At 46.3% G+C, this 21,360-nt stretch carries 20 protein-coding genes; 2 read left to right on the plus strand and 18 right to left on the minus strand.

What is annotated here, in order from left to right; genetic code table 11:
• Positions 1–12: 12 nt before the first annotated feature.
• The 9 genes from ACESZH_RS09030 to murI all read right to left on the minus strand — a co-directional run bounded on the left by ACESZH_RS09030 (position 13) and on the right by murI (position 7,287).
• The gene (locus tag ACESZH_RS09030; RefSeq protein WP_373214743.1) at positions 13–729 is read right to left on the minus strand and encodes a DUF4311 domain-containing protein; all 717 of its coding nucleotides are present in this window, start codon (positions 727–729) and stop codon (positions 13–15) included.
• Positions 730–1,032 (minus strand): DUF4312 family protein, encoded by a 303-nt coding sequence (locus ACESZH_RS09035; RefSeq protein ID WP_373214740.1) that lies wholly within the window; start codon positions 1,030–1,032, stop codon positions 730–732.
• A 4-nt stretch (positions 1,033–1,036) separates the two neighbouring features.
• The gene (locus ACESZH_RS09040; RefSeq protein ID WP_373214737.1) at positions 1,037–1,402 is read right to left on the minus strand and encodes an SFCGS family glycine-rich protein; all 366 of its coding nucleotides are present in this window, start codon (positions 1,400–1,402) and stop codon (positions 1,037–1,039) included.
• A gap of 35 nt (positions 1,403–1,437) precedes the next feature.
• A complete protein-coding gene (locus ACESZH_RS09045; protein ID WP_373214735.1) occupies positions 1,438–1,794 on the minus strand; it encodes a PRD domain-containing protein in 357 nt (118 codons plus the stop codon).
• Entirely contained in the window at positions 1,760–2,902 is a 1,143-nt protein-coding gene (locus ACESZH_RS09050; protein WP_373214733.1) for an amidohydrolase family protein, read from the minus strand. Before ACESZH_RS09050 ends, ACESZH_RS09045 begins: the two co-directional genes overlap by 35 nt.
• A 3-nt stretch (positions 2,903–2,905) precedes the next feature.
• Positions 2,906–4,828 carry a PRD domain-containing protein gene (locus ACESZH_RS09055; RefSeq protein WP_373214730.1) on the minus strand — a complete coding sequence of 641 codons (1,923 nt, stop codon included), beginning with the start codon at positions 4,826–4,828 and terminating at the stop codon, positions 2,906–2,908.
• Positions 4,821–5,729 (minus strand): HAD family hydrolase, encoded by a 909-nt coding sequence (locus ACESZH_RS09060; protein ID WP_373214728.1) that lies wholly within the window; start codon positions 5,727–5,729, stop codon positions 4,821–4,823. The genes ACESZH_RS09055 and ACESZH_RS09060 overlap by 8 nt, the downstream gene beginning before the upstream one ends.
• A 263-nt stretch (positions 5,730–5,992) precedes the next feature.
• The gene (locus ACESZH_RS09065; protein WP_373214726.1) at positions 5,993–6,439 is read right to left on the minus strand and encodes a DUF1934 domain-containing protein; all 447 of its coding nucleotides are present in this window, start codon (positions 6,437–6,439) and stop codon (positions 5,993–5,995) included.
• Positions 6,440–6,465: 26 nt separating this feature from the next.
• Positions 6,466–7,287: a glutamate racemase gene (gene murI, locus ACESZH_RS09070; protein WP_373214724.1), complete on the minus strand. Its 822-nt coding sequence runs from the start codon at positions 7,285–7,287 to the stop codon at positions 6,466–6,468.
• Between the two features lie 209 nt (positions 7,288–7,496).
• Between murI and ACESZH_RS09075 the strand changes: the two genes are divergently transcribed.
• Both ACESZH_RS09075 and ACESZH_RS09080 read left to right on the plus strand, forming a co-directional pair.
• Positions 7,497–8,411: a hypothetical protein gene (locus tag ACESZH_RS09075; RefSeq protein ID WP_373214722.1), complete on the plus strand. Its 915-nt coding sequence runs from the start codon at positions 7,497–7,499 to the stop codon at positions 8,409–8,411.
• 133 nt (positions 8,412–8,544) lie between these two features.
• Complete coding sequence (locus tag ACESZH_RS09080) at positions 8,545–9,408, plus strand: YitT family protein (protein ID WP_373214720.1); 864 nt, start codon at positions 8,545–8,547, stop codon at positions 9,406–9,408.
• A gap of 73 nt (positions 9,409–9,481) precedes the next feature.
• On the opposite strand, the gene ACESZH_RS09085 is transcribed toward ACESZH_RS09080, so the two are convergent.
• The 9 genes from ACESZH_RS09085 to ACESZH_RS09125 form a co-directional block, all read right to left on the minus strand.
• Entirely contained in the window at positions 9,482–10,957 is a 1,476-nt protein-coding gene (locus tag ACESZH_RS09085) for a GH32 C-terminal domain-containing protein (protein ID WP_373214717.1), read from the minus strand.
• A 67-nt stretch (positions 10,958–11,024) separates the two neighbouring features.
• On the minus strand, positions 11,025–12,014 hold the full coding sequence (locus ACESZH_RS09090) for an ABC transporter permease (protein WP_373214716.1): 990 nt from the start codon (positions 12,012–12,014) through the stop codon (positions 11,025–11,027).
• Between the two features lies 1 nt (position 12,015).
• Positions 12,016–13,512: a sugar ABC transporter ATP-binding protein gene (locus ACESZH_RS09095; protein WP_373214713.1), complete on the minus strand. Its 1,497-nt coding sequence runs from the start codon at positions 13,510–13,512 to the stop codon at positions 12,016–12,018.
• 116 nt (positions 13,513–13,628) lie between these two features.
• Positions 13,629–14,594, minus strand: coding sequence for a sugar ABC transporter substrate-binding protein (locus tag ACESZH_RS09100; RefSeq protein WP_373214711.1), 966 nt, complete (start codon positions 14,592–14,594; stop codon positions 13,629–13,631).
• Between the two features lie 244 nt (positions 14,595–14,838).
• Positions 14,839–16,821: a LacI family DNA-binding transcriptional regulator gene (locus ACESZH_RS09105; RefSeq protein ID WP_373214709.1), complete on the minus strand. Its 1,983-nt coding sequence runs from the start codon at positions 16,819–16,821 to the stop codon at positions 14,839–14,841.
• A 173-nt stretch (positions 16,822–16,994) separates the two neighbouring features.
• Positions 16,995–17,843, minus strand: coding sequence for an MBL fold metallo-hydrolase (locus tag ACESZH_RS09110; RefSeq protein ID WP_373214707.1), 849 nt, complete (start codon positions 17,841–17,843; stop codon positions 16,995–16,997).
• A 20-nt stretch (positions 17,844–17,863) separates the two neighbouring features.
• Positions 17,864–18,820, minus strand: a complete 957-nt coding sequence (locus tag ACESZH_RS09115; RefSeq protein WP_373214706.1) for an ABC transporter permease — start codon at positions 18,818–18,820, stop codon at positions 17,864–17,866.
• Positions 18,792–20,306 (minus strand): sugar ABC transporter ATP-binding protein, encoded by a 1,515-nt coding sequence (locus ACESZH_RS09120; RefSeq protein WP_373214705.1) that lies wholly within the window; start codon positions 20,304–20,306, stop codon positions 18,792–18,794. The genes ACESZH_RS09115 and ACESZH_RS09120 overlap by 29 nt, the downstream gene beginning before the upstream one ends.
• A gap of 93 nt (positions 20,307–20,399) precedes the next feature.
• Positions 20,400–21,347 carry a sugar ABC transporter substrate-binding protein gene (locus ACESZH_RS09125; RefSeq protein ID WP_373214703.1) on the minus strand — a complete coding sequence of 316 codons (948 nt, stop codon included), beginning with the start codon at positions 21,345–21,347 and terminating at the stop codon, positions 20,400–20,402.
• Between the last annotated feature and the right edge of the window lie 13 nt (positions 21,348–21,360).

Genomic DNA, 21,360 nt, shown 5'->3' on the forward strand with positions numbered 1-21,360 from the left:
ACTGATTCCTCCTTATGCTACAAACTGGGTGAAGAAGCCTCTGAAGTAAGCGATTGCAATAAACATAACTACAACGATTGCAATGAGGATTCTTACGATATTGCTCTTATAACCATTCTCCTCAGCGGATTTACCGATCAGGATACCAAGAACGATACCAGGAACTGCGTTGCCGGAGATCAATGCGGAAACGCCGCCCAGTACGGTTCCCCACATACCAACAGTTTTTCCTGCGTCAATAGCTGCAAGCCAGAAAATAGCAGGCATTACCGGGTTTAACAGCCAGCTTGTAGCCGGAGTCAGTACATTCTGTGCGATCAGGGAAAGCTTCTCCGGAATGATCTGGGACAGTGTGTTTAAGAATGTAACAACTACTGCGCCTACTGCCGCTCCGGCAAGCATCATCTTTCTCGGGTTCCATACGGTTTCTTCCGGGTTTTTGTTCTTTATAAGAAGAGCTGCTGCAGACCAGTTCGGCACGATTCTGTGCAGAACGTCCTGGGTCAGCGCTCCGGTTCCCACTGCTGCTGCGGCAGAGGAGAAAAAGAAGCCCAAACCAAATGAAAAGTGTGCGATCGGGTCGCCGTTACATGCGTTCATCTCGCCTAAAGTACGGAATGCACCCATTGCCTGTACCTCCGGCGCGTGGAACATACGGGCTGCTCCGGCAGCGATACATCCGCCGCCGATCACGCCTATAATAATGGAATAAATAATGATCTGTATCATTTATAAGTCCTCCTTCGTTACATTCAGATATTTCACATTCACTACGATTCTTGCAGTGATGGTATAATCTACTTTTTCCCGCGGCCAAAAGAGAAACATGAACTTTTCTGTTGTCCGATGGACATCAACGTTTTCAAAGTAGACCTCCTGTGCTTCCATCTGAATGATCGGTTTTCCGAATTCCCGGAAAATCTCTTTTCTCATGATCTGGAACAATTTTCCCACTGCGTCCTCCAGTGATGTCCCATTGGCTTTTACAACAACTTCGTGCTTTGTTTCTTCTAATAACTGTCGGTTTTCCATATGATTATTCTCCGTGTACTTTTCTGTATGTCTGTACCAGTCTTTCTCCAAGTTCTTCTACATCCAAAAATCCAAGGCCTACAACCTTGCAGCCTTCCTCAACAGCGGTACATGCAGCGTCTACGGAACGAAGCTCAGCCTTTGCCGGATATCCGTATTTATTCTTTGCTGTCAGAGCGCCTGCTCCGCCGCTTCCACAGAAGCTGATCCCAAGATCTGCGTTGTTTTCGTGCATCACATCTCCAAGCTTCATGTCTGCTGCCATTCCCGGGATGACGATCGCCTTTCCGCCTGCCTTTTCCACGCCTCTTGCCACTGCCTGTCCCTTTCCCATACGGTGACCGATCACTACTAATACCTCTTTGCTCATTTTTATATCCTCCTTTTTTATTATCTTTGTCTCATCTATTTTTCGTTCTGCATTGCCATTTCTATATGTGTTGCTACCAGAAATACCTCGGAGCGGTTCACAGCCAGTCCTTCCTTGGAAAACTGTCCGCCCACAAGCTTTTCCGCAGTACCAAAGGCTTCCTCGGAAACCTCTGACATCATCTCTTCATCAATGTCCTCCACAAAGGCGTTTGCCTTGATCCGCTTTAACAATGCAAGAATATGGTTGCTGAATACAAATTCAGCGTTGTCATCCATCTTAATTCCTGTTTCTGCAAATGCCTCTTTTACTTCTTTGTAAGAATTCAATACATCTTCTTTGACACTCTCGTCAATTTCACTGTTTTCCAGCAACGTGTTCAAATATTTCACTGTCTTCACCTCTGCTATAAATGGTTTTTTTCAATACCAGTTTTTTACTCAGGGTCATCTGATCCCCGATGGAGTCCTCCACAATATCTTCACATGGAGTAAATTCCATAATATTAAAATCCGCAATGGCTCCCGGCGTTAATTCCCCAAGCCCTGTGAGGCCGTAGTGCCTTGCCGGAGCGCTGGTACACTTCTCCACAGCATCCTCCAGGGGCTCGCCGCAGCCGATCACCTTGCTTAAAACAGCAGCCAGGTTATAAACCGGGCCTTCATAATTTTCCACATGCAGATCTGTACCGATCAAATCACAGTCAAAGCCCTCTGCCAGCGCCTTCTGGAACACCTTCAGGCTGAAGCTTGCCACACCATGTCCGATATCAAAGAGAACGCCTCTTTCCCTCGCCTGGATTGCTTCCGGGATAATATGGCCTTCCTCTGTGAGAATGCCGCCTTTCTTTCCGTGGTAGGCATGCGTCACCACATCGTCCTTATCCAGAAGGTTCAGAACCTCTGTCAGCGCCGGAGGGTAGTTGCCTACATGAACCATAAGCGGCTTGCCAAGTCTCTTCGCTGTCTCAGCAGCAATGGCAATGGGTTTCAAGCCCAACCCGCCCACAACGCTTGCGCTTGCTCTGGCTTTCAGGCCCACGATATTGTCCCCGTACTTTTCCAATGTTTTTTCCAGGGCGGGAATATCGATCTTTTCCGGTGCGTCCAGCTCATGGCCATGGATCAGGCCCTCTTTGGAGATATTGAGAAGGGTAAACACCTTTGTTTTACACTTATCAATGTAATTCTCCCGGAAGTCCTCATAGTTGTCAGCTCCGCTGCTTCCCGCATCCAGGATCGTGGTGGTTCCCCTTTCGATTCCCAGAGTATCCGGCGCAAGCCCCAGAAAAGCCTTTGGATAACAGTGGGTGTGAATGTCAATAAACCCCGGCGTTACGATACAGCCTGCCGCATCTACGACCTCCATCCCTTCCTCTGCTTCCAGATCCGTGCCGATTTTTTCAATTTTTCCATTCTTTACCAGAATGTCTCCCTGATCGCGGCGGTGTCCGTTCACAGGGGAAACCAGCAACCCGTTTTTAATAAGCAGTGATTTCATTTTTCAATCCTCCTTTATGATGTATAAAAAGAATGCTGTTTTTTCTTCCACAGGAATCCGCACCTGCAGGGAGCTTTCCACAAGCTGAAAGAATTTTTCCATAATGGCAAAAATCTCTCCGTGCTCTCTGCGTATCTTTGCGTACTCTGCATTAAATTCCTCGCTGGCCGATCCCTCACGGCTTTCGTACCATCTGGGCACTGCCATACTCATATGGATGATCATGCCAAGGAGTGTGTCCTGCCCCATCTGGTACCGTTCAGGAAACTTCGATGTATATTCAAGCAGTGTAAGGATCAGCTTGCTTATCATGCTGGCTGCATACACAAGCTCCCGCCTGCTGTACTCCTTTCCAGGCGTCTCCGCCAGTGCAAAGGGGTCTGCTTTTGCCCCAAAGGAAGCCTCATCTTTTTGCTTCAGCGGAATCTCGTCAATGAGCTTTCCATAGTCCAGAAATTCCTGGATCCTCTTAATGTCATCCTGCGAAAGGATCCTGGATATTTTCACCACCGGAACCCGCGCATTGGATAACGGTGTTGTGGATATGATGAAATCCACATCCCCCCAGCAGTCATTCAGGGAAAGCTGGTAGGGCGATGCCTGTCCTACCACATTCAACATTGGGAAAACCCTTGCCACACGAATGGACAGAAGATGGGAAAGCCCCTTTCCTGTGGCACAGATGATCAGCACGTTTTTGCGGCTGTCCTCCCGCTCCTGGCAGTTTTTATAAAGATAAACCGCAATGTAGCAGATCTCTGTTTCCGTAAACTTTGCCGGAAGTCTTTCCTCCAGGAATTTTGCACATTCTCTTGCCGCCAGATAAAAAGGCATGCAGTTTTCCTTGATTTCCTGGATAACGATGTAATTTTCTTCCTGCTGCCTCTCCCCTTCTCCAAAGATGATGGCATTTTTCAGATGACCGTAAAGATCCTGGTACAGCCCTTCGAAGTCAAAGCTGCCCAACGTCTCCTCAAGGTCCGGCTTCATGACTTCCAACATCTCTCCAAGAATGCCCTGCATCAGATCGGCCTCTGAGCCAAAATGATTGCCTGCCACGCCGTTTTCTTCCACGATCTCCTGCATATATTCCGCTTCCTGGAGGGAAAGGTTGTCCCCGGGAATGGAAATTTCTTTTAAAAGGTCATAGGCGTACCGGGAGACCTGATCCTGTACGGCTTCTACGTCTCCTTGCGGCTTTATGCGGTAAAACCGGATGTTCCGCACAAGGCAGTAGGAAAGCAGGTTCAAAAATGCGGTGTTGGAGATCCAGATGTTATGTCTGGCATTTATTTTTTTGATCCCGTTTGTTATGGAGATAATGGTCTGGAGATTTGTAAATTCCTTTAACGGCTCGGGGAGCAAAAGACTCCAGTCCTCCGGCGTGTAGCTGCCCTTGAACCGCTCTGCAACGATGACGGCTGCCCTGCGTCTCAGCGCCAGCTCTTCCCCTACAAGCTCGTATCCTCCTGATTTGTGGCTGATTAACTTTATATCCAGGTCCCTGAACTGGTTGTCCATTTTCGACAGAAGCCTTAAAAGAGTGGAACGGGAGATAAAAAACTGCTCTGCTACCTGGTCTGCCGTAACCTTTTTTGTCCTGGTGAAAAAATAGAGATAAAGCTTTTTATACCGTTCCTCATCGCTGTCCAGCAGAAAGCCTGTATTTTCCTGGACTTTTTGTTCAATCAGGATTTCCGAGCACGCCATTTTCTGGGAGATCGGAATAAAAAATCCTTTTTTGATAAGGTAGCGAATCTCCACTCCCTTTGTCTCGCAGAGTGTTTTCAGTTCATTCATGTCGTAGCGGATGGTTCTTGGACTTTTATGGAATTTTTCTTCAAAAAATCCGATGTCCAGAGGGCTTGTGCTGGTCACCAGATACTTCAGCATCTCAAGCTGGCGGGCTTTCAGTTTTTCACTCATTTTCAACCCCCTTCCAGTCTTCCTGAAGTTCTACAAACTCAGGGATCGCTTTTGCAAGGCCCTCTTCGTAATTTCCTGCCGTTACCCTGTATGCCTGGGCTTTTACATAATCTGCCGCATTGCCTACGGCAACGCTGTATGTTACCTGCCGGAACATGTCCACGTCATTTTCTCCGTCACCGAATACAAGTACTTCATCCGGCTTGACGTTTTCCTGCTCCATATAGCGTTTCAGGACTTTTCCCTTTGTGATCCCTTTTGGAGAGATTTCAATGAGACGCGGGCAGGTTCTGACAAATTCATAGGTGCCGCCGTATTTTTCTTTCAGGATCTCAAAGACTCGTTCCATGTGCTCCGGTGCTCCAAGGCAGCCGAACTTATTCAGCTCTTGTGGGATCTCCTCTATGGAATAGATCCGTTTCTGATCAGGATATCCGCTGCGGCTGTCTGTCACCCAGGACCAGGCTCCTCCGATCCAGGGGTAATCCTCCGGAACGGCTCTTTCTTTGCGCTCCTGTTCCTTCAGAGGGATTTGGCTCTCTGGAATCCAACTGTACAGGCTCATGTCCTGATAGCACTGCACTTCCACATCCAAAGACTGCAATACCGGGAAAAGCTTTTCGATGTCCGGCTTTTGCAGGCGTCCGAAAATGGTCCTTTTGCCCTGCCCCAGATGGTTGATCGCCATTCCGTTTACTTCGATGAGGCATCCGCCGTATTTTTCCATTTCCAGCTCCTTCACATAGGGCATCAGTCTGGAATAGCTGCGTCCGCTGGCAAGAATGAGCTTGATCCCCTGCTTCTGGCATTGCTTCAGACAGCGCTTTGTCATGGGCATGATTTTGTCGTTTCTGTCCAGTAAGGTACCGTCCATATCGGTTACAATCCATTTTATTGCCATTGGAACACTTCCTTTCTCTCTGTTGATGATGTTATCTTATCATATGCTTCTCGGCATATTGCACTAATGATTTGCAATTTCTCATCCTCCTTTTGCAATTTTGAACAACACTCCCCGCCGAAGCGCGGTTGTTGAATTTCATAAAAAAGAGACATGGGATTTCACTCTCATGCCTCTTAAAAAACTTACGGTTATTTTTGATAATTGGTATTACCTTTGCCATGAAAATCCTGCCGCCTGTATCTGCAGCCTTTGTTTCTCCCTTAAAGCGAAAATTCCGCCGGATCCTTGGTCTGTGCCTGTATGGACAGGCAGCAGTCTGCCACATGCTCCTGATTCATATCCAGCGAATAATTTACCTTCATATCAATACAGTTTTCGCTTTCCTTCAGCTCCATTTTTGTTGCGGAGATGCCCATCTGAAGTGTACCGAAGGGCGTACTGTAGAGGGTCATGTTTTTCTTTCCCTGCTCAAACACCATATGGGTGTTGACCGGTCCCTTTTTGCGCACCTCCATCCCCCTGGGGGAAATCTTTATGTAATTGATCGTGGGTTTTTGCAAATCCTCCATAATCTCCTCATAGCGCAGATAATGGCTTCCGTTGCGGAAATAATATTCCCCCGGCACCACGATCTCAATAGGCTCCTCCTGCCCGTCATCCTCCAGCATCTGCAATCCCTGCACATGTATCAGCACTTCTTTTTCCATAAGTCCTGGCTCCTTTTTGGTCTGCATCAGTATTTTTCAATGTCGATCTTCTGTGTCATTTCCACATCATATGGCAGGATGGAATTGGCAAAGCTTTTAAATTTCTCTGCCAGATCACTGACATAAAAACGATACGGAAATTCCTCCTGTTCTTTTCCCGTGCTTACGAGGTCCTTTTCCTTCAAAAGCCGCCCCAGCTCCAGGGCTGTCTCATAAGCGGGATTTACAAGCTGTACCTTTTCCCCCATCACCTGCCCGATGGTGGAGCGCAGAAGGGGATAATGGGTGCAGCCAAGTATCAGGGTATCAATTTCCTGCTCCTGCAATTCCTTCAGATACCTGGATGCCACCTCCACCGTTACAGGATCGTGAAGCCAGCCTTCTTCTACAAGAGATACAAACAGCGGGCAGGATTTGCCGATCACGGTGATCTCCTGGTCCAGCTTTTTCAGATATTTCTCATGGATGCCGCTGCCTATGGTACCCTCAGTTCCAATCACGCCCACCCGTTTATTCTTAGTTATCCGGGCAGCCACCTCAGCCCCCGGTTCGATCACTCCCAGAATGGGAATGTCCAGCTCATGGCGCACTTCATCCAGTGCAAAAGCGCTTGCCGTGTTGCAGGCAACCACAATTGCCTTTACCTCCTGCTCCCGCAAAAAACGGATGATCTGGCGGGAATAACGGAGGATGGTTTCTTTTGATTTATTTCCATAGGGGACCCGGGCGGTGTCGCCGAAATATACGATTTTTTCCGAAGGCAGGTTGCGCATGATCTCCCGCGCCACCGTAAGCCCTCCCACACCGGAGTCGAACACCCCTACCGGAGCGTCTCTGTCTATTTTCATCTGTCTTTCTCCAAACACTTAGTATATTGTGTTTCTCTATTCTAACACCAAATAAAGCCCGCCGCAAGCGGCAAATCCATATCTCTTTCCAGGAGCAGAGGTTGCATTTTTTACAGGAGGTGCTGCCTATGTATCTTTAAAAAGCTTTAAAAGACACCGCTATCTATTGCAACTGTTCGAACTTAAACTTATAATAAAGGAGGGAACAAATGGGCAGCAATAACACAATTTTTGATGATGTCTTTCTCACATTGTTGGAAAAGCTTCCACACCTGGTAATACCCCTTATAAATGAGGTGTTTCACACCGACTATACGGAGGAAGACGAGGTGACACAGCTCCGCGAGGCACATCAGACCCAGGAAGGCCGGCGTACCACCGACTCCACTTTACGTATCCGGGATAAGTGGTATCACATCGAATGCCAAAGCAACCCGGATTCCACCATCATCATCAGAATGATTGAATATGATTTTTCCATTGCATTAGAACATGTAAAAAAAATCAATAAAAAATATGTTTTGGAGTTTCCAAGGTCCTGCATCTTATATCTTCGCCACACAAAGCACACAAAGGAAGCAGAAGAGGTGGAGGTACATTTTCCGGATGGAAGCCGCTTCCGTTACAAAGTTCCCATTATCAAGGTACAGGAATATACAAAAGATAAACTTTTCCAGAAGAAATTGCTGTTTTTACTTCCATTTTATATCATGCGGTATGAAAAAGAGAAAAAGCGCATCGAAAACGATGCGGCAAAACTGAATGCCTTGCTTGCAGAATACCAGGACATCAGGAATCGTCTTGAAATTTCTTTTGGAAAAACAAATCAGTCAAAGGAACTGCTTGATCTAAAGGAGCTCATTGCGCGAATTGCAGACTACATATTCCGCAATGAGTCCCGGACAAAGAAAGGAGTGCAAGGAATTATGCGAGGAAAAGTATTGGAATTGGAATCCGACAGAATTTATGCAGCGGGAATATCCGCCGGACGCACGGAAGGACGTATCGAAGCCTACATTGAAAATGGTTATTCACTGGAACAGATTTCGAAAAAGGTAGATATTCCCGTAGAGAGAGTCAAGGAAATCCTGGAAAAGCTGTCCCTCACAACTCCGGATGCCTGAGCCAGCTTCCCAAAATGCCGGGATATTTCCTCATCCCCTGGACTTTCCATCCGAATTCGGGTATGATAAGGACGGATGAAGAAATCATAATGGCCGGCAGAATCTCTGCCGGCCGGACATGAGGGAGGATACTATGAAGCAGGTTTATTTAAAACACGAGACCAAAAGATTCGGCTGCGCTGTTCTGGCGGCTGTGATCCTTGCACTGAACATCAAGACCTTTGTCCGTGCCGGAGGACTGTATCCCGGCGGGTTCAACGGGCTGACGCTTCTTTTGCAGGGTATTTTTGAGCGGTTTGCCGGGATTCACATTCCCTACACGGTCATCAATTTACTTCTGAATGCAATTCCTGTTGGCATTGGTCTGAAATTTATTGGAAAGAAATTCACCATCAGCTCCTGCTGTGTAATTTTTCTGTCCAGTATTTTAACGGACCTGATTCCCGGTCAGCCCATCACCTACGACACGCTGCTTATCAGCATTTTCGGCGGACTGATCAACGGACTTGCCATCAGCCTTTGCCTGATCGGCAATACCAGCAGCGGAGGGACGGATTTCTTTGCTATTTATTTTTCGGAAAAATATGGATTTGATATCTGGAATTATATCCTGTGCGTCAATGCCGGCATCCTCATTGTCGCCGGAATCCTTTTCGGCTGGGATAAAGCCCTTTACTCCATTATTTTCCAGTTTACGTCCACCCAGGTGGTCCAGATGCTGCATCAGCGATACAAAAAGCACACTCTGTTCATCATCACACGGCACCCCGAAGATGTTTATCAGGAAATTTCCCACCTCACCAACCACAGCGCCACCCTGTTCCACGGAGAAGGCTGCTACTCCGGTGAGGGCACCAGCATGATCTACTCCGTTGTCTCCCGGGAAGAGGCAAAACTTTTAGTAAAAAAAGTAAAAGAAATTGATCCAAATGCCTTTGTAAATATTATCAAGACTGATTTTATCAACGGACGGTTTTACCATAAGACAGATTATTAACCAATATCCCAAAAGCAGCCTTGCCTGTGGTCGTATTTACGCCACTAAGGCAAGGCTGCTTTTTAAGAATTCTTTACTTTGTCACTTCAATGTCATATATTTCTACTTTTGCATCCTGCGCAAGCAGTCCAAGCTCATATTGCGGTTTTGCATAAACACGGTATGTAAATGCAACCTGCTCGCCCACAAAAGCTTCTACCATATCGTGGTCAACAAGGATTTTTACATCAATGGGTTTTCCCTCTTCTATTTTGAAAGTCTTTTCACACACACGTACACCATCAGGACCCGGATCAGTTGCAGGCGGAACAGCCTGACAGGATTCTACCCAGAATGGATCCACTCCCATAGGCAGGCTCAGAAGGGAAACCCTCTGCATTGCCACATCAAATTCCAGAAGAAGACAGCCACTTGCTTCTCTGTCGGATTTCAGCAGGATTCCAAAGTGATCATAGATTTCCCTCGGGAGGATCTTACATTTAAACAGGAAAGACTCCTCCTCATGCTCCAGGAAACCGTAGGTACATGTGCTCACCGAATCCAGCTCAAAGCTGTTTCCCGCATACTGTCTGCATGTTCCCAGCACAGGGGTATATTTCCATTCTACAGGAGCTGAAAATTCTTTCACATATTCCTCCGGAATTTTCACATCCAGTTCTCCGTCCTCTGTGGCAACCACCTCGTGAGGAACACAGAAGGTTCCTCCCCAGTACCACTCGCCCCTGTCGCTGCACTCAGCACGGTCATGCGCCCAGCCAAAATAAAATCTCCGGCCATTCTCATCCTGCATGGATTTTGCAGCATAAAATCTCCGGCCTCCGATCCCGTCTTTTTTCGGTTTGCGCCATGGCCCGAAAGGTGATTTTGAAACACGGTAAATGGTATTAACATATTCTGAAAATCTTGAATAAGAAAGATACCAGTTGTCCCCAAACTTGTACATTTCACAGCACTCCGGACAGTTGGTATGGCCTGGTGTGTAAATCGGTCCGTAATACTCCCAGTTTACCAAGTCCTTGGAACGGTATAAAACTATACAGCCCCTTCTTGTGATCGGCATATCCAGTTTTCTGGCTGAAATCAGAATCCAGTAGTTTTTATCTTCCTCATTATAGAATACATAAGGGTCACGCCAGTCTAATTTTTCATAAAGCTCAATCATTGGTGTTATTACCGGGTTCGCTGCATCCTTTGTCCACGTAACGCCATCTTCGCTGGTGGCATGGCAAATGGTCTGCTGGTATTCTGCCGTCAGGCAATATCCGGTATAAAAAGCATGATACTTTCCCTCTCCATAAATGACGGAACCTGTCCATACTCCGGACGCATCCGGCTCATCCCCTTCTCCCGGATAAAGTGCAGTGGGAAGCTCAGTCCAATGAACCAGATCTTCTGATACACTGTGGCTCCAGGTTGTCCGAAGTCTTGCCGGATAAACCGTAGTTCCCGGGGGTGAAGTCAGAGAAAAAATGTGATATTTCCCTTCATGATAAAAAGGGATCGCATCTCCTGTTGAATCCGCAAACGACATTTTACGAAAGATATCCATATTCCAATCCTTTCTCTCTTCCTGATAAATAGAAGATTTTCTTTTTTTATTTCTCTCTACAGCTCAGCTATTTTTTCTTTTTAAATGAAATCTTGTCTTTCTGTGCATCCAGCAATACGGCGCATGCGATGATCAGGCCTTTGGCGATAAGCTGCCAGTAGGAGCTTACACCGATCAGGTTCAAACCATTAGAGATAATGCCGATCACCATCGCGCCGATCACGGTTCCGCTGATCCGTCCCTTACCGCCTGACATAGAAGTTCCGCCAAGTACACAGGCAGCAATGGCATCCAGTTCATATCCGTCACCGACGGACGGCTGACCGGAATACATTTTGGAGCAGAGAACCAATCCTGCAAAAGCAGACAACAGACCGGAAAGGGTGAATACGGCAATTTCCACTTTCTTGATGGGAACACCGGAAAGTCTTGCTGCTTCACGGTTTCCTCCGATAGCATAAACGTAGGTACCAAATTTTGTTTTGCTCAGCATAAAGCTGAATATAATGATCAAAATCACCATATAAACAACCGGAAGGGGAATGGTGTTAAACAGATATCCCGTACCGATAGCTGCAAAGAAATCATCATTAATACGGGTGGACTGTCCACCGGAATACACACGCGGAATACCTTTGCACACATTCATCATTGCCATGGTAATGATAAATGCCGGCACCCGGAAACATGCTACTATTCCACCGCTGATGAAGCCTGCCAGCACACCGAATAAAAGCCCCAGAAAGATTGACAGCCCCATCGGAAGTCCCTGATTTACAATAAATCCAACGGTTAAAGTACCGCTCATAGCTACAATAGCCCCAACGGAAAGATCAATGTGTCCCAGAATAATAATCAGCGTCATTCCAAGAGCAATGTACGCATTAATGGAAATCTGTCTTAATACCGAAACAATATTGTTTGGTGTCAGGAATTTATCCGTTACCAGAGCAACAATAATGCACAGCAGAACCAGTACACTAAGAATACCCTTATTGCTAATAAAGACTCCAAGAATTGGGTTATTTTTTATTGATGACTTACTATTCTCACTCATGTTACTCCACTCCTCCTGCTGCATATTTCATGATTTCTTCCTGACTCAGTTCCTCCCGGCAAAGCTTACCTACCAGTCGTCCACTGCGCATAATGCACACGTTGTCACACATATTGATGATCTCTGGAAGCTCACTGGAAATCATTATGATCGCAATACCCTGTTTTGCCAGTTCATTAATAGTCAGATAAATTTCATATTTTGCATTTACGTCAACCCCTCGGGTTGGTTCATCCAGAATCAATACATCCGGTTTTGTAGCCAGCCATTTCCCCAGGACAACCTTCTGCTGATTGCCGCCGGAAAGACTGCCTGCTTCAATCTCCGGCGAAGCAGCCTTGATCTTAAGCTTTTTAAAGAATTCATCTATTACCACATGGCGCTTCTTTTCACTGATCGCAACACCGTTCATGTAAAAATGAAGAGATGCTAAAGTCAGATTAAATGCCACACTGTTTTCAAGAATCAGGCCCTGTTTTTTACGATCCTCCGGCACCATTGCCAGGCCTGCTTTCAATGCCTGCATTGGATTTTTGAAATTCTGCTTTTTACCGTTTAAATAGATTTCTCCTGACTGATATTCTCTGGCCCCGAAAACACTTTCCATTGTCTCACTCCGACCTGCCCCCACCAGTCCGGCAAAGCCCAGGATTTCTCCCTTACGTACCTGGAAGGATATATCTTTAAAGCTTCCTTCACTTGTAAGATTTTTTACCTCCAGCGCAACTGGTGCTTTGCTTAAATCGTTGTAATCTCTTGCGTAGAAATTCTGAAGGTCACGTCCAACCATCATAGCCACCAGTTCATTCGGATTTGTCTCACAGGTTTTTCTGGTACCTACATACACTCCGTCACGAATAACCGTAACTCTGTCAGAAATCCTAAACAATTCTTCCATACGGTGGGAAATATATATAATGCTAACCTTTTTTTCTTTCAAACGGGCAATAATTTCAAATAACTGTTCTACTTCTTCATTTGAAAGAGAAGAGGTCGGCTCATCCATAACAATGATATTACCGTTAAAAGATACTGCTTTTACAATTTCCACCATCTGCTGCTGTGCGATAGTTAGATTTTCCACCATTTCGTCTGCCCGGATATTTACGCCAAGCGCGTTGATCATTTCCTGTGCCATTTGGACAGTTTCTTTCATATTGATCCTGCCGCCTTTTGCGATTTCCCGACCAAGAAACAGATTCTGCGCAACAGTCAGATACGGCACGAGCACGATTTCCTGATGTATAATACCGATCCCGTTTTCCCTGGCCTCTGGTACATTACGTATTTTCACTTCTTTTCCATTGATTCTAATGCTCCCGCTGTCTGGCTGATGAATACCGCCAAGGACTTTGATCAAGGTAGACTTTCCGGCACCGTTTTCACCCAGAAGCGCATGAACCTCGCCAAGCTCAAGAGAAAAATCAATTCCGCTCAATGCGTAGATTCCGGAGAAGCTTTTTTTAATTCCTATCATTTCCAGAACTGTCTGTCCCATGTTTTTCCTCCAATCAGTTTCATAGAAGCCCATGCCGTGATAGCGCGATATGGGCTGTACGCCTATAAAAGAAAATGCGTCGGTGTTGAATCCACCACCGCATTTTTCATTTTATTTTACTGCCAGTCGTTCAGCGTTTCTTCTGCTTCCTCAGCTAATACAAGGTGAGAATCAAGGTAAACCTTCTTCTCTCCAAGATCTGTCTCACCGCCAAGATATTTAACTGCTGCGTCATAAGCATACTCTGCAATCTGTAACGGAACCTGAGCTGCTACTGCTGTGAACTCGCCGTCAAGAAGCGCCTGCTTTCCATCCGGAGAAGCATCGATACTGTAAACGCCGATCTCACCTGTCATGTTCGCTGCTTTGATAGCTGCTGCTGCGCCAAGAGCAGATGGGTCGTTAATACAGAAGAATGCTGCTACATCAGGGTTGGCTGTGATAATGTCCTCTGCCAGTGGAAGAGAAACATCCAGCGCCGCTGCACCGTCCTGCTGCGCTACAATATTAAATTTATCAGCATTTTCTCCCAAACCATCCAGGAAGCCGTTTACACGGTCAACGCAGCTTTCATTGGACGGGAAATCAAGGATTGCGATATCTGCGCCATCCGGATAGTCCTCAACCATCTGTGCTCCAACAAGCTGTCCTGCCATAAATGTGTTTGTTCCCACAAACTGTGTCACAAAGGAATCAATATCCTCTTCAATAACAGCTGTATCTACGTTAAAGATCGGTATTCCTGCCTCGTTGATCTCAGCAAGTCCGGCAGTGATCCCTGCGGAATCAACAGGGATGATAAATACTGCATCATATCCGCTGTTTGCCACGTCAGACAACTGGCTAAGCTGTGTATTCAGATCGTAGTCCGGATCCAGGCATGCGTAAGAAATTCCAGCCTCTTCACAAAGCTCGCTGAATTTTGCATCCATAGAACTCTGGAATGTGTTGTTCAATGTGTTGGTACAAAATGCGAAAGAAAGTTTTGATGTGTCAAGCTCTTCTGCGGATACAGAAACAGTTGTTCCTGCCATTGCAGATACCATAGTTGCTGCAAGTCCTAATGCTACTAATTTTTTCATGATTGGTGTCCCTCCATTTTTTTATTAAACAAACACAGTAACAAGGAATTTCTCACCAAACAAAATTTACGTAAGTTTTTCTTTGTTTTACTCATATCTTTGTTTGTTTACGTAAATTCTATTATTTAATTAGCATTTTGTCAATATCTTTTACATTTTCACAACCCTTTTCATCGTTTTGTACAATTTAATTTTGGCTTTTTAAGCTATTTTTCTTTTTGTTTTAATTTTTTTACGTAAAAAATCATATTTTACCTGATATTGGTTCATGGAAAACTTCCTTCCACGCCCTTCGAAGCTGCTCCGGTTCTACTGTACACGGCTGCACGCCCACATACTTGGGAACATCCTCGCTTACCAGAGATTTGGCCACCACCAGCGCAGCAGCCCTTCCCTGTTCATAGGGCTTCTGGGTGCTCATTCCTTTTACAACACCCTCCTCCATATATTCCGCTATTTCACGGTCAAGATCCGTTGTAAAGACAGCAATATCCTCACGGTGCATCTCCTTTAAGGCTTTGATTGCATGAAGCGCCGGACGGTCCCAGCTTACATAAAGGCCCTCAATTTCAGGGTGGGTCTTCAGGATATCCATACAGACATTGTAAGCATTCTCAATCTGTCCGAAATTTCTGCTTGTTACGATTTCCACGTTCGGATACTGCTCTTTCAGAATTTTTTCCGCCGCCTGATCACGCTCCCGGGTTCCATAAAAAATAGCTCCATGATTAATAAAGCCTACTTTGGCTTTTCTGTCATGAAAATATTCTCCCATCATCCGACCGGCGTTTGCGCCGTTTTCCCATTCATTTACTGATACGCAGGACACATAGCTGTTCTTACCGATATTTTCCGGAATATTGCTCAGAAAGACTATTTTGGAAACCTTTGACAGATTCATAAATCCCTCGGAAGTCTTTTTGTCATCTGTGGGAATGGCGATCACTGCATCCGGCTTCTGGATGATCAGGCTCTGAAGCTGTACATTCTGAAGCGCCGCGTCAAAGTGCGCATCCATAACGGAGCTGATCTCAATCCTATATTGCTCCAATGCGTCCCGAATTCCCTTTTCATGCAGCTCCGCCCATGCAGTTCCTGTATAGTGAAAGGAAATCGCCACACGGAATTTTCCATTCCACAGCATCTTTTTTTCTTCTTTGCTCAGAGTAATGGTGTCCGGTGAAACAGCCATTTCTCCGCAGGGTCCATTGTCCAGCATCCTGGTGGATTTGCGGATATTCAGCTTGACATCAGCGTAACGCTCCTTGGTACTGACATAGCCAAGATTTATTTTTTCAAAAAGGATCTCTGCCGCGAGAGCGGACAATCCAGCCACGTCCCTGTTTAATGTGGTAAGAGGCGGTTCCAGAAGGTCTGTCCATGTCTCGTCCCCAAACCCGAGAATGGAAAGCTCCTCCGGGCAGCGGATCCCCATGTTTCGGATCGTTTTCAGCAAATGAAGGGTCAATCTGTTTCCGCTTGCGATCGCTGCAGTTGGCATTGTCCGGTTAATCCCCCGTGCAATGGTCTCCTGGATCACCTCCGCGCTCTGATCCAGATCAATTTCCAGTATATTGGCATCGTTGATATTCAGATTGTTTCTCTCAAGAGCGTTCAGATACCCTTTTGTCCGCTCCTCTCTGGTGGAGCCTTCCGACGTCTCCCTCAGATACAGCAGATTTTTATGCCCGCAGTCGATCATATAGCTTGTACCTTTATCCAACGCTTCCCTATCGTGAAATTCTACGGAATCAATTCCAGCTCCGCGGATATTCCGCTCCATACACACATAGGGAATACCGGACTCTATTACTTTTTTGTAATCCTTCGCTGTATCACGGGCAGGCACAAGCAAAAGCCCTGCCACACGTTTGTCACTGATGATCCCCTCCAAGAGTTGCTGCTCCTCCTGGTAATTTTCGCTGGAAATAGCACAGTAAAACTGATAGCCCTGCTCGCTGACCTTTTTTTTCAGGCACGATACCATGTCCCGGTAAATGGCGCTTGCAATATTGGGCACCACGCAGACCACCAGCGATTTCCGCCCCACCTTCAGCCGTTTTTCTTTCCCGGCTATCTTTTCCACATATCCGGTTTCTTTCAAAACCCGCTCCACCTTTTCTATCAACTCCGGGCTTACATACCTGGTTCTGTTAATCACATGGGAAACCGTCGCAATGGATACTCCTGCCAAATCCGCAACTTCCTTAATCGTTATCTTTTTCATACTTCTGCACCTTTTTTACGTAAATTTTTATTCAGATTAACATATTATGGCAGAAATATCAATGTTCTGCGGCCTTTTTCGCATTTTCCAAACAGATATTTACATAAAAAATTCCCCGCAGACGGAAAAATGCCGCGCTGCGGGGAATCCCCAAATATTCCTTATAAAATTTCTCACCCCAACCAGGTAATCTGGACATTGCCGTATTCGGCAACCTCCTTCATCGCGCCCTCAGCGGAAAGCTGGTCCGGTACCTGGATGATCTTAGCCGTTCCGTCCCGCATGGATTTCAGGCAGGCAATGGTATTCGGCAGGACATCATCGCCCAGCGGAGAGCCGAAGCCGCGGAAATCATGGTGCGCATTATAAACGGTTTCAAAGGCAGTTCCCTTCATGGCATAGATTCTCTCCAGGCCTTCCAGGGTCAGACGCAGTGCTTCCTCTTTGGATCCTCCTACATTCTGGTTTAGCAGGAAATTGCGGTTGCAGGCATCTCCGCTAAAGAGTATTTTGCTCTTATCGTCAATGGCAACGCATTCTCCCTCCGTATGCCCCGGACAGTGGTAGATAGTCACCGTTCTTCCGCCCAGGTCAAAGACCTGTCCGTCCTTCAGGATTTTCTTGGCAGGCTCCTTTTGCCAGTCTACAATATCCCGCTCCGGATCGTAATTATAATTTTTATTTTCCCGGCCGCGTATCAATTCTGCATATCCTTTTCTGCCTTCCAATGTGGGGGGCACCAGCAGATCGGACCAGTCAGAATCCGCCTCATGGATCCAGACCTCATCAAAGAATCCGGCTCCACCAATATGATCCGCATGATTATGAGTCAGCACCACATCGTAAGGCTTATCTGTAATGCGGTTCTCTATCACCCAGCGCAAATCTCCGATGCCGTTGCCGCAGTCCAGAACCAGCGCCCTTTTTTCTCCCACGATCACGAAAACGGAAACGCAGTCAAACTCGTCAATTTCAAACACACCTTCGCTAAATTCATAGTACGGTAATGCACGTGTCAGCATATGTATCCTCTTCTTTCCTATCAGTTCTTTTTTCCATGACCTTCATAACAGTCGATTGCAACAGCAACCAGAAGGATCAGACCCTTTACTACGCTCTGGAAGTTGGAGTTTACGCCCATAAGGACCAGTCCGTTATCCAGAATACCAAGAATGATAACACCGACTACAACGCCGCTGATCTTGCCTTCACCACCGGAGATACTGATTCCACCCAGGCAGGCAGCCGTCATACAGTCAAAAGGATAGCTGCTTCCTGCTCCCGGCTGGGAAGCGTTGGTCCTTCCTACCATAATGATCGCTGCAATACTTGCTGCAAAGCCTGTAAAAGCGTAGATAAAAATGGTCAATCTGTCAACATTGATACCTGCCAGTCTGGCTGCTTCCTTGTTGCCACCCAGCGCATAAATATGACGTCCCAGATAGGTTTTGTTCATAACAACCCATCCGAAAATAATGAAGATAATAAAGACAATTACAGGAATCGGCACGATACCGATATAACCCTGTCCGATTTTTGTAAACGCCTCCGGCATTCCGGTAATAGGATAACCTCCTGTGATCAGGTACGCAACACCCTGGAGCACCAGCATCATGGACAGTGTAACAATGATGGGAGCAATATGCAGCTTAATAGCAAGAATTCCATTGATCGCGCCAAATGCAATACCCACCAGGATTCCGATGATCATAGCCGGCACCATGCCCATTTTCATGTTTACCATCAAATAGCCCAGGATCATTCCCACAACCGCCATCTGACCGCCGACAGACAGATCCATTCCGCCTCCGATCATAACAGCAGATACACCGGTTACAACAATACCAAACATGGATACCTGACGCAAAATGTTAATTACATTTTTATAAGACAGGAAGTTTGGCGCAAAAATTGCAAAGAAGACAAAAACTGCAACCAGAAAAATATAAATTCCGAACTTTTTATAATAATCAATCCACGTTTTTTTCGTCTGTTCCATTTCCATTTCCTCCAGATGCCAAATCCAGAATATAGTTCTGATCGAATTCTGCTTTGGCCACTTCTCCTGTTTTTACGCCTTCATAGATAACTACGATACGGTCAGACATACCCATAAGCTCCGGCATTTCCGACGATACCATGATAATGGATTTTCCGCCCTCCGCAAGCTCATTCATCAGCTTGTAGATTTCCTGCTTTGCACCCACGTCAATACCTCTTGTCGGCTCATCAAAAATAATGATCTCACTGTTTGCTGCAAGCGTTTTTGCCAATACGACCTTCTGCTGGTTACCACCGCTTAAATTCTTTACCTTCTGCTCCAGACTTGGGGTTTTAATGTCGAATTTCTTTTGGTAGTCAGCAGCAGCCGCGTCCTCTTTTTTCGTATCTACAAAGAGGCCATTGGAAAACGCTTTCAGGTTGTTGATAACTGTATTCCATTTAATCGTCATGGGAAGGAAAACGCCCTGCGCCTTTCTGTCCTCCGGGATATATCCGATTCCATGTCGGATTGCATCGCTGCAGGACTTAATATGAACTTCCTTTCCATGGATGAAAATCTTTCCGGCTTCTATAGGATTTGCTCCGTAAATAACCCTCATAAGCTCCGTACGGCCTGCACCAACCAGTCCGGCAAAACCTAAAATTTCCCCCTTATGAAGTGTAAAAGAGATATCCTTGTCGCCATTTCCGTACAGACTTTCCACCCGCAGGACTTCCTCACCAACGGAAACATTTCTGGAAGGATAAGACTCCTTCAGCTCCCTTCCTGCCATCATAGCGATCAGCCTCTGACGGTCAATGTCTTCCATTTTTTCCGTACCCACATAGGCGCCGTCTCTCATAACCGTTACCCGGTCTGCAATCTCAAACAATTCCTCCAGACGGTGTGAAATAAAGATAATGGTAACGCCCCGTTTTTTCAGGTCGCGGACGATTTCAAACAAAGTATCCACCTCGCTGACTGTCAGCGGTGCTGTCGGCTCGTCCATGATCAGGATTTTTACATCCTTGCTCACAGCCTTTGCAATTTCCACGATCTGCTGACATGCCGGCGACAGATCCCTTACCGGTTTGGAAACATCAATTTCCACTCCCATCTGGTCAAACAGCTCTTTTGCCCGGCGTTCCCTGTCCTTGATATCTACAAAAAGTCCCTGGGATGTTTTTTCTCCCAGAAACACATTCTCTGCCGCACTGATTCCCGGCACCAGAGTAAACTCCTGATAGATGACCGCAATTCCCTCATCCTTTGCCAGCTTGGGATTCATAGCTGAAAACTCTTTTCCATTTATGATAATGGTACCTGATGTAGGCGTGATCGCACCGGACAGAGTTTTGATCAGCGTAGATTTTCCCGCTCCGTTCTCTCCTATGAGGGCATGGATCTCGCCCTCCTCCACATCAAAGGATAAGTGGTCGATGGCCCGCACACCGGGATACTCTTTTACAATATCCCTTACGCTCAAAATTGTTTTTGCCATATCTGTTTCCTTTCAAAATCAGTGCTGCCCACTACTGCGGACAGCACTGTCTTTATTCACTCTTATCCACTTTTGTTTCCGCAGAATTCCGGTTTATTCTTCTGCAGTATAGTACTCAGCAATGTTTTCAGCAGTAACGCTGATGCAGTCTGTAGTAACCACATCGTCAAAGGTTTCCCCGTCAAAAAGTCTCTGGCAGTATTCAGCCATCATCGGTGCCAGCGGCGCAAACATAACAGTACCCTTCTGCGGATCGCCGTTTGCGATTCCTGCAAGTGCCTGTGCAGTACCGTCACAGGAGAAAATACCAAAGTTCTCAGAATCAACGCCTGCTGCTTTTGCAGCTTCCATAGACTCTACTGCTGCGGCATCACCATAGCAAACGATCGTATTTAAATCCGGATATTTCTGAAGCATATTTTCTGTGGTGTCAGTACCGGAACCAACAACGTCTTTTCCGATATCTACAACTTCAAGGATCTCAGCATCCGGTGCATTCTCTTTCAGTGCTTCCTGGATACCTTCGCCGCGGTTCTGCATATCCTGGTTCTGTACAGTTGTGTAAACAACAACCTTGCCCTTGCCGTCTAACTGGTTGTTGATCCAGTCAGAAGCCATCTCACCGATCTGAACGCCAACTGCATGCTGGTCTGTATTAAGAACTACGTCATGAACATCTGTCTCAACACCGCACTCCATGATCTTTACGCCGTCTTCCTGAGCGGATTTCAGTGCAGAGTCGCAGGAGCTGTCAGAAACCATTGCAATGATTGCATCACAGGAACCTGTTACCATGTTTTCAATACTTGTAACTGCCTTTGCGGAATCATTGTCAAAGCTTACGGATACATATTCCCAGCCTCTTTCCTCGCACTCCTGTTTCAGACCGTCATCAATACCGATAAAGAACTCTGTCTGAAGTGTCGGTGCCAGGAAACCAATCTTGTGGGATTCCTCAGCCTGTACGGTGCAGGTGCTTCCTGCTGCCAGACCTGCCACCATTGCAGTTGCCATTGCGATGCTTAAAACTCGTTTCTTCATTTTGTTACCTCCC

Origin of the sequence: Ruminococcus sp. 5_1_39BFAA, assembly GCF_964240875.1 — a bacterium.
Classification (GTDB): domain Bacteria; phylum Bacillota; class Clostridia; order Lachnospirales; family Lachnospiraceae; genus Blautia_A.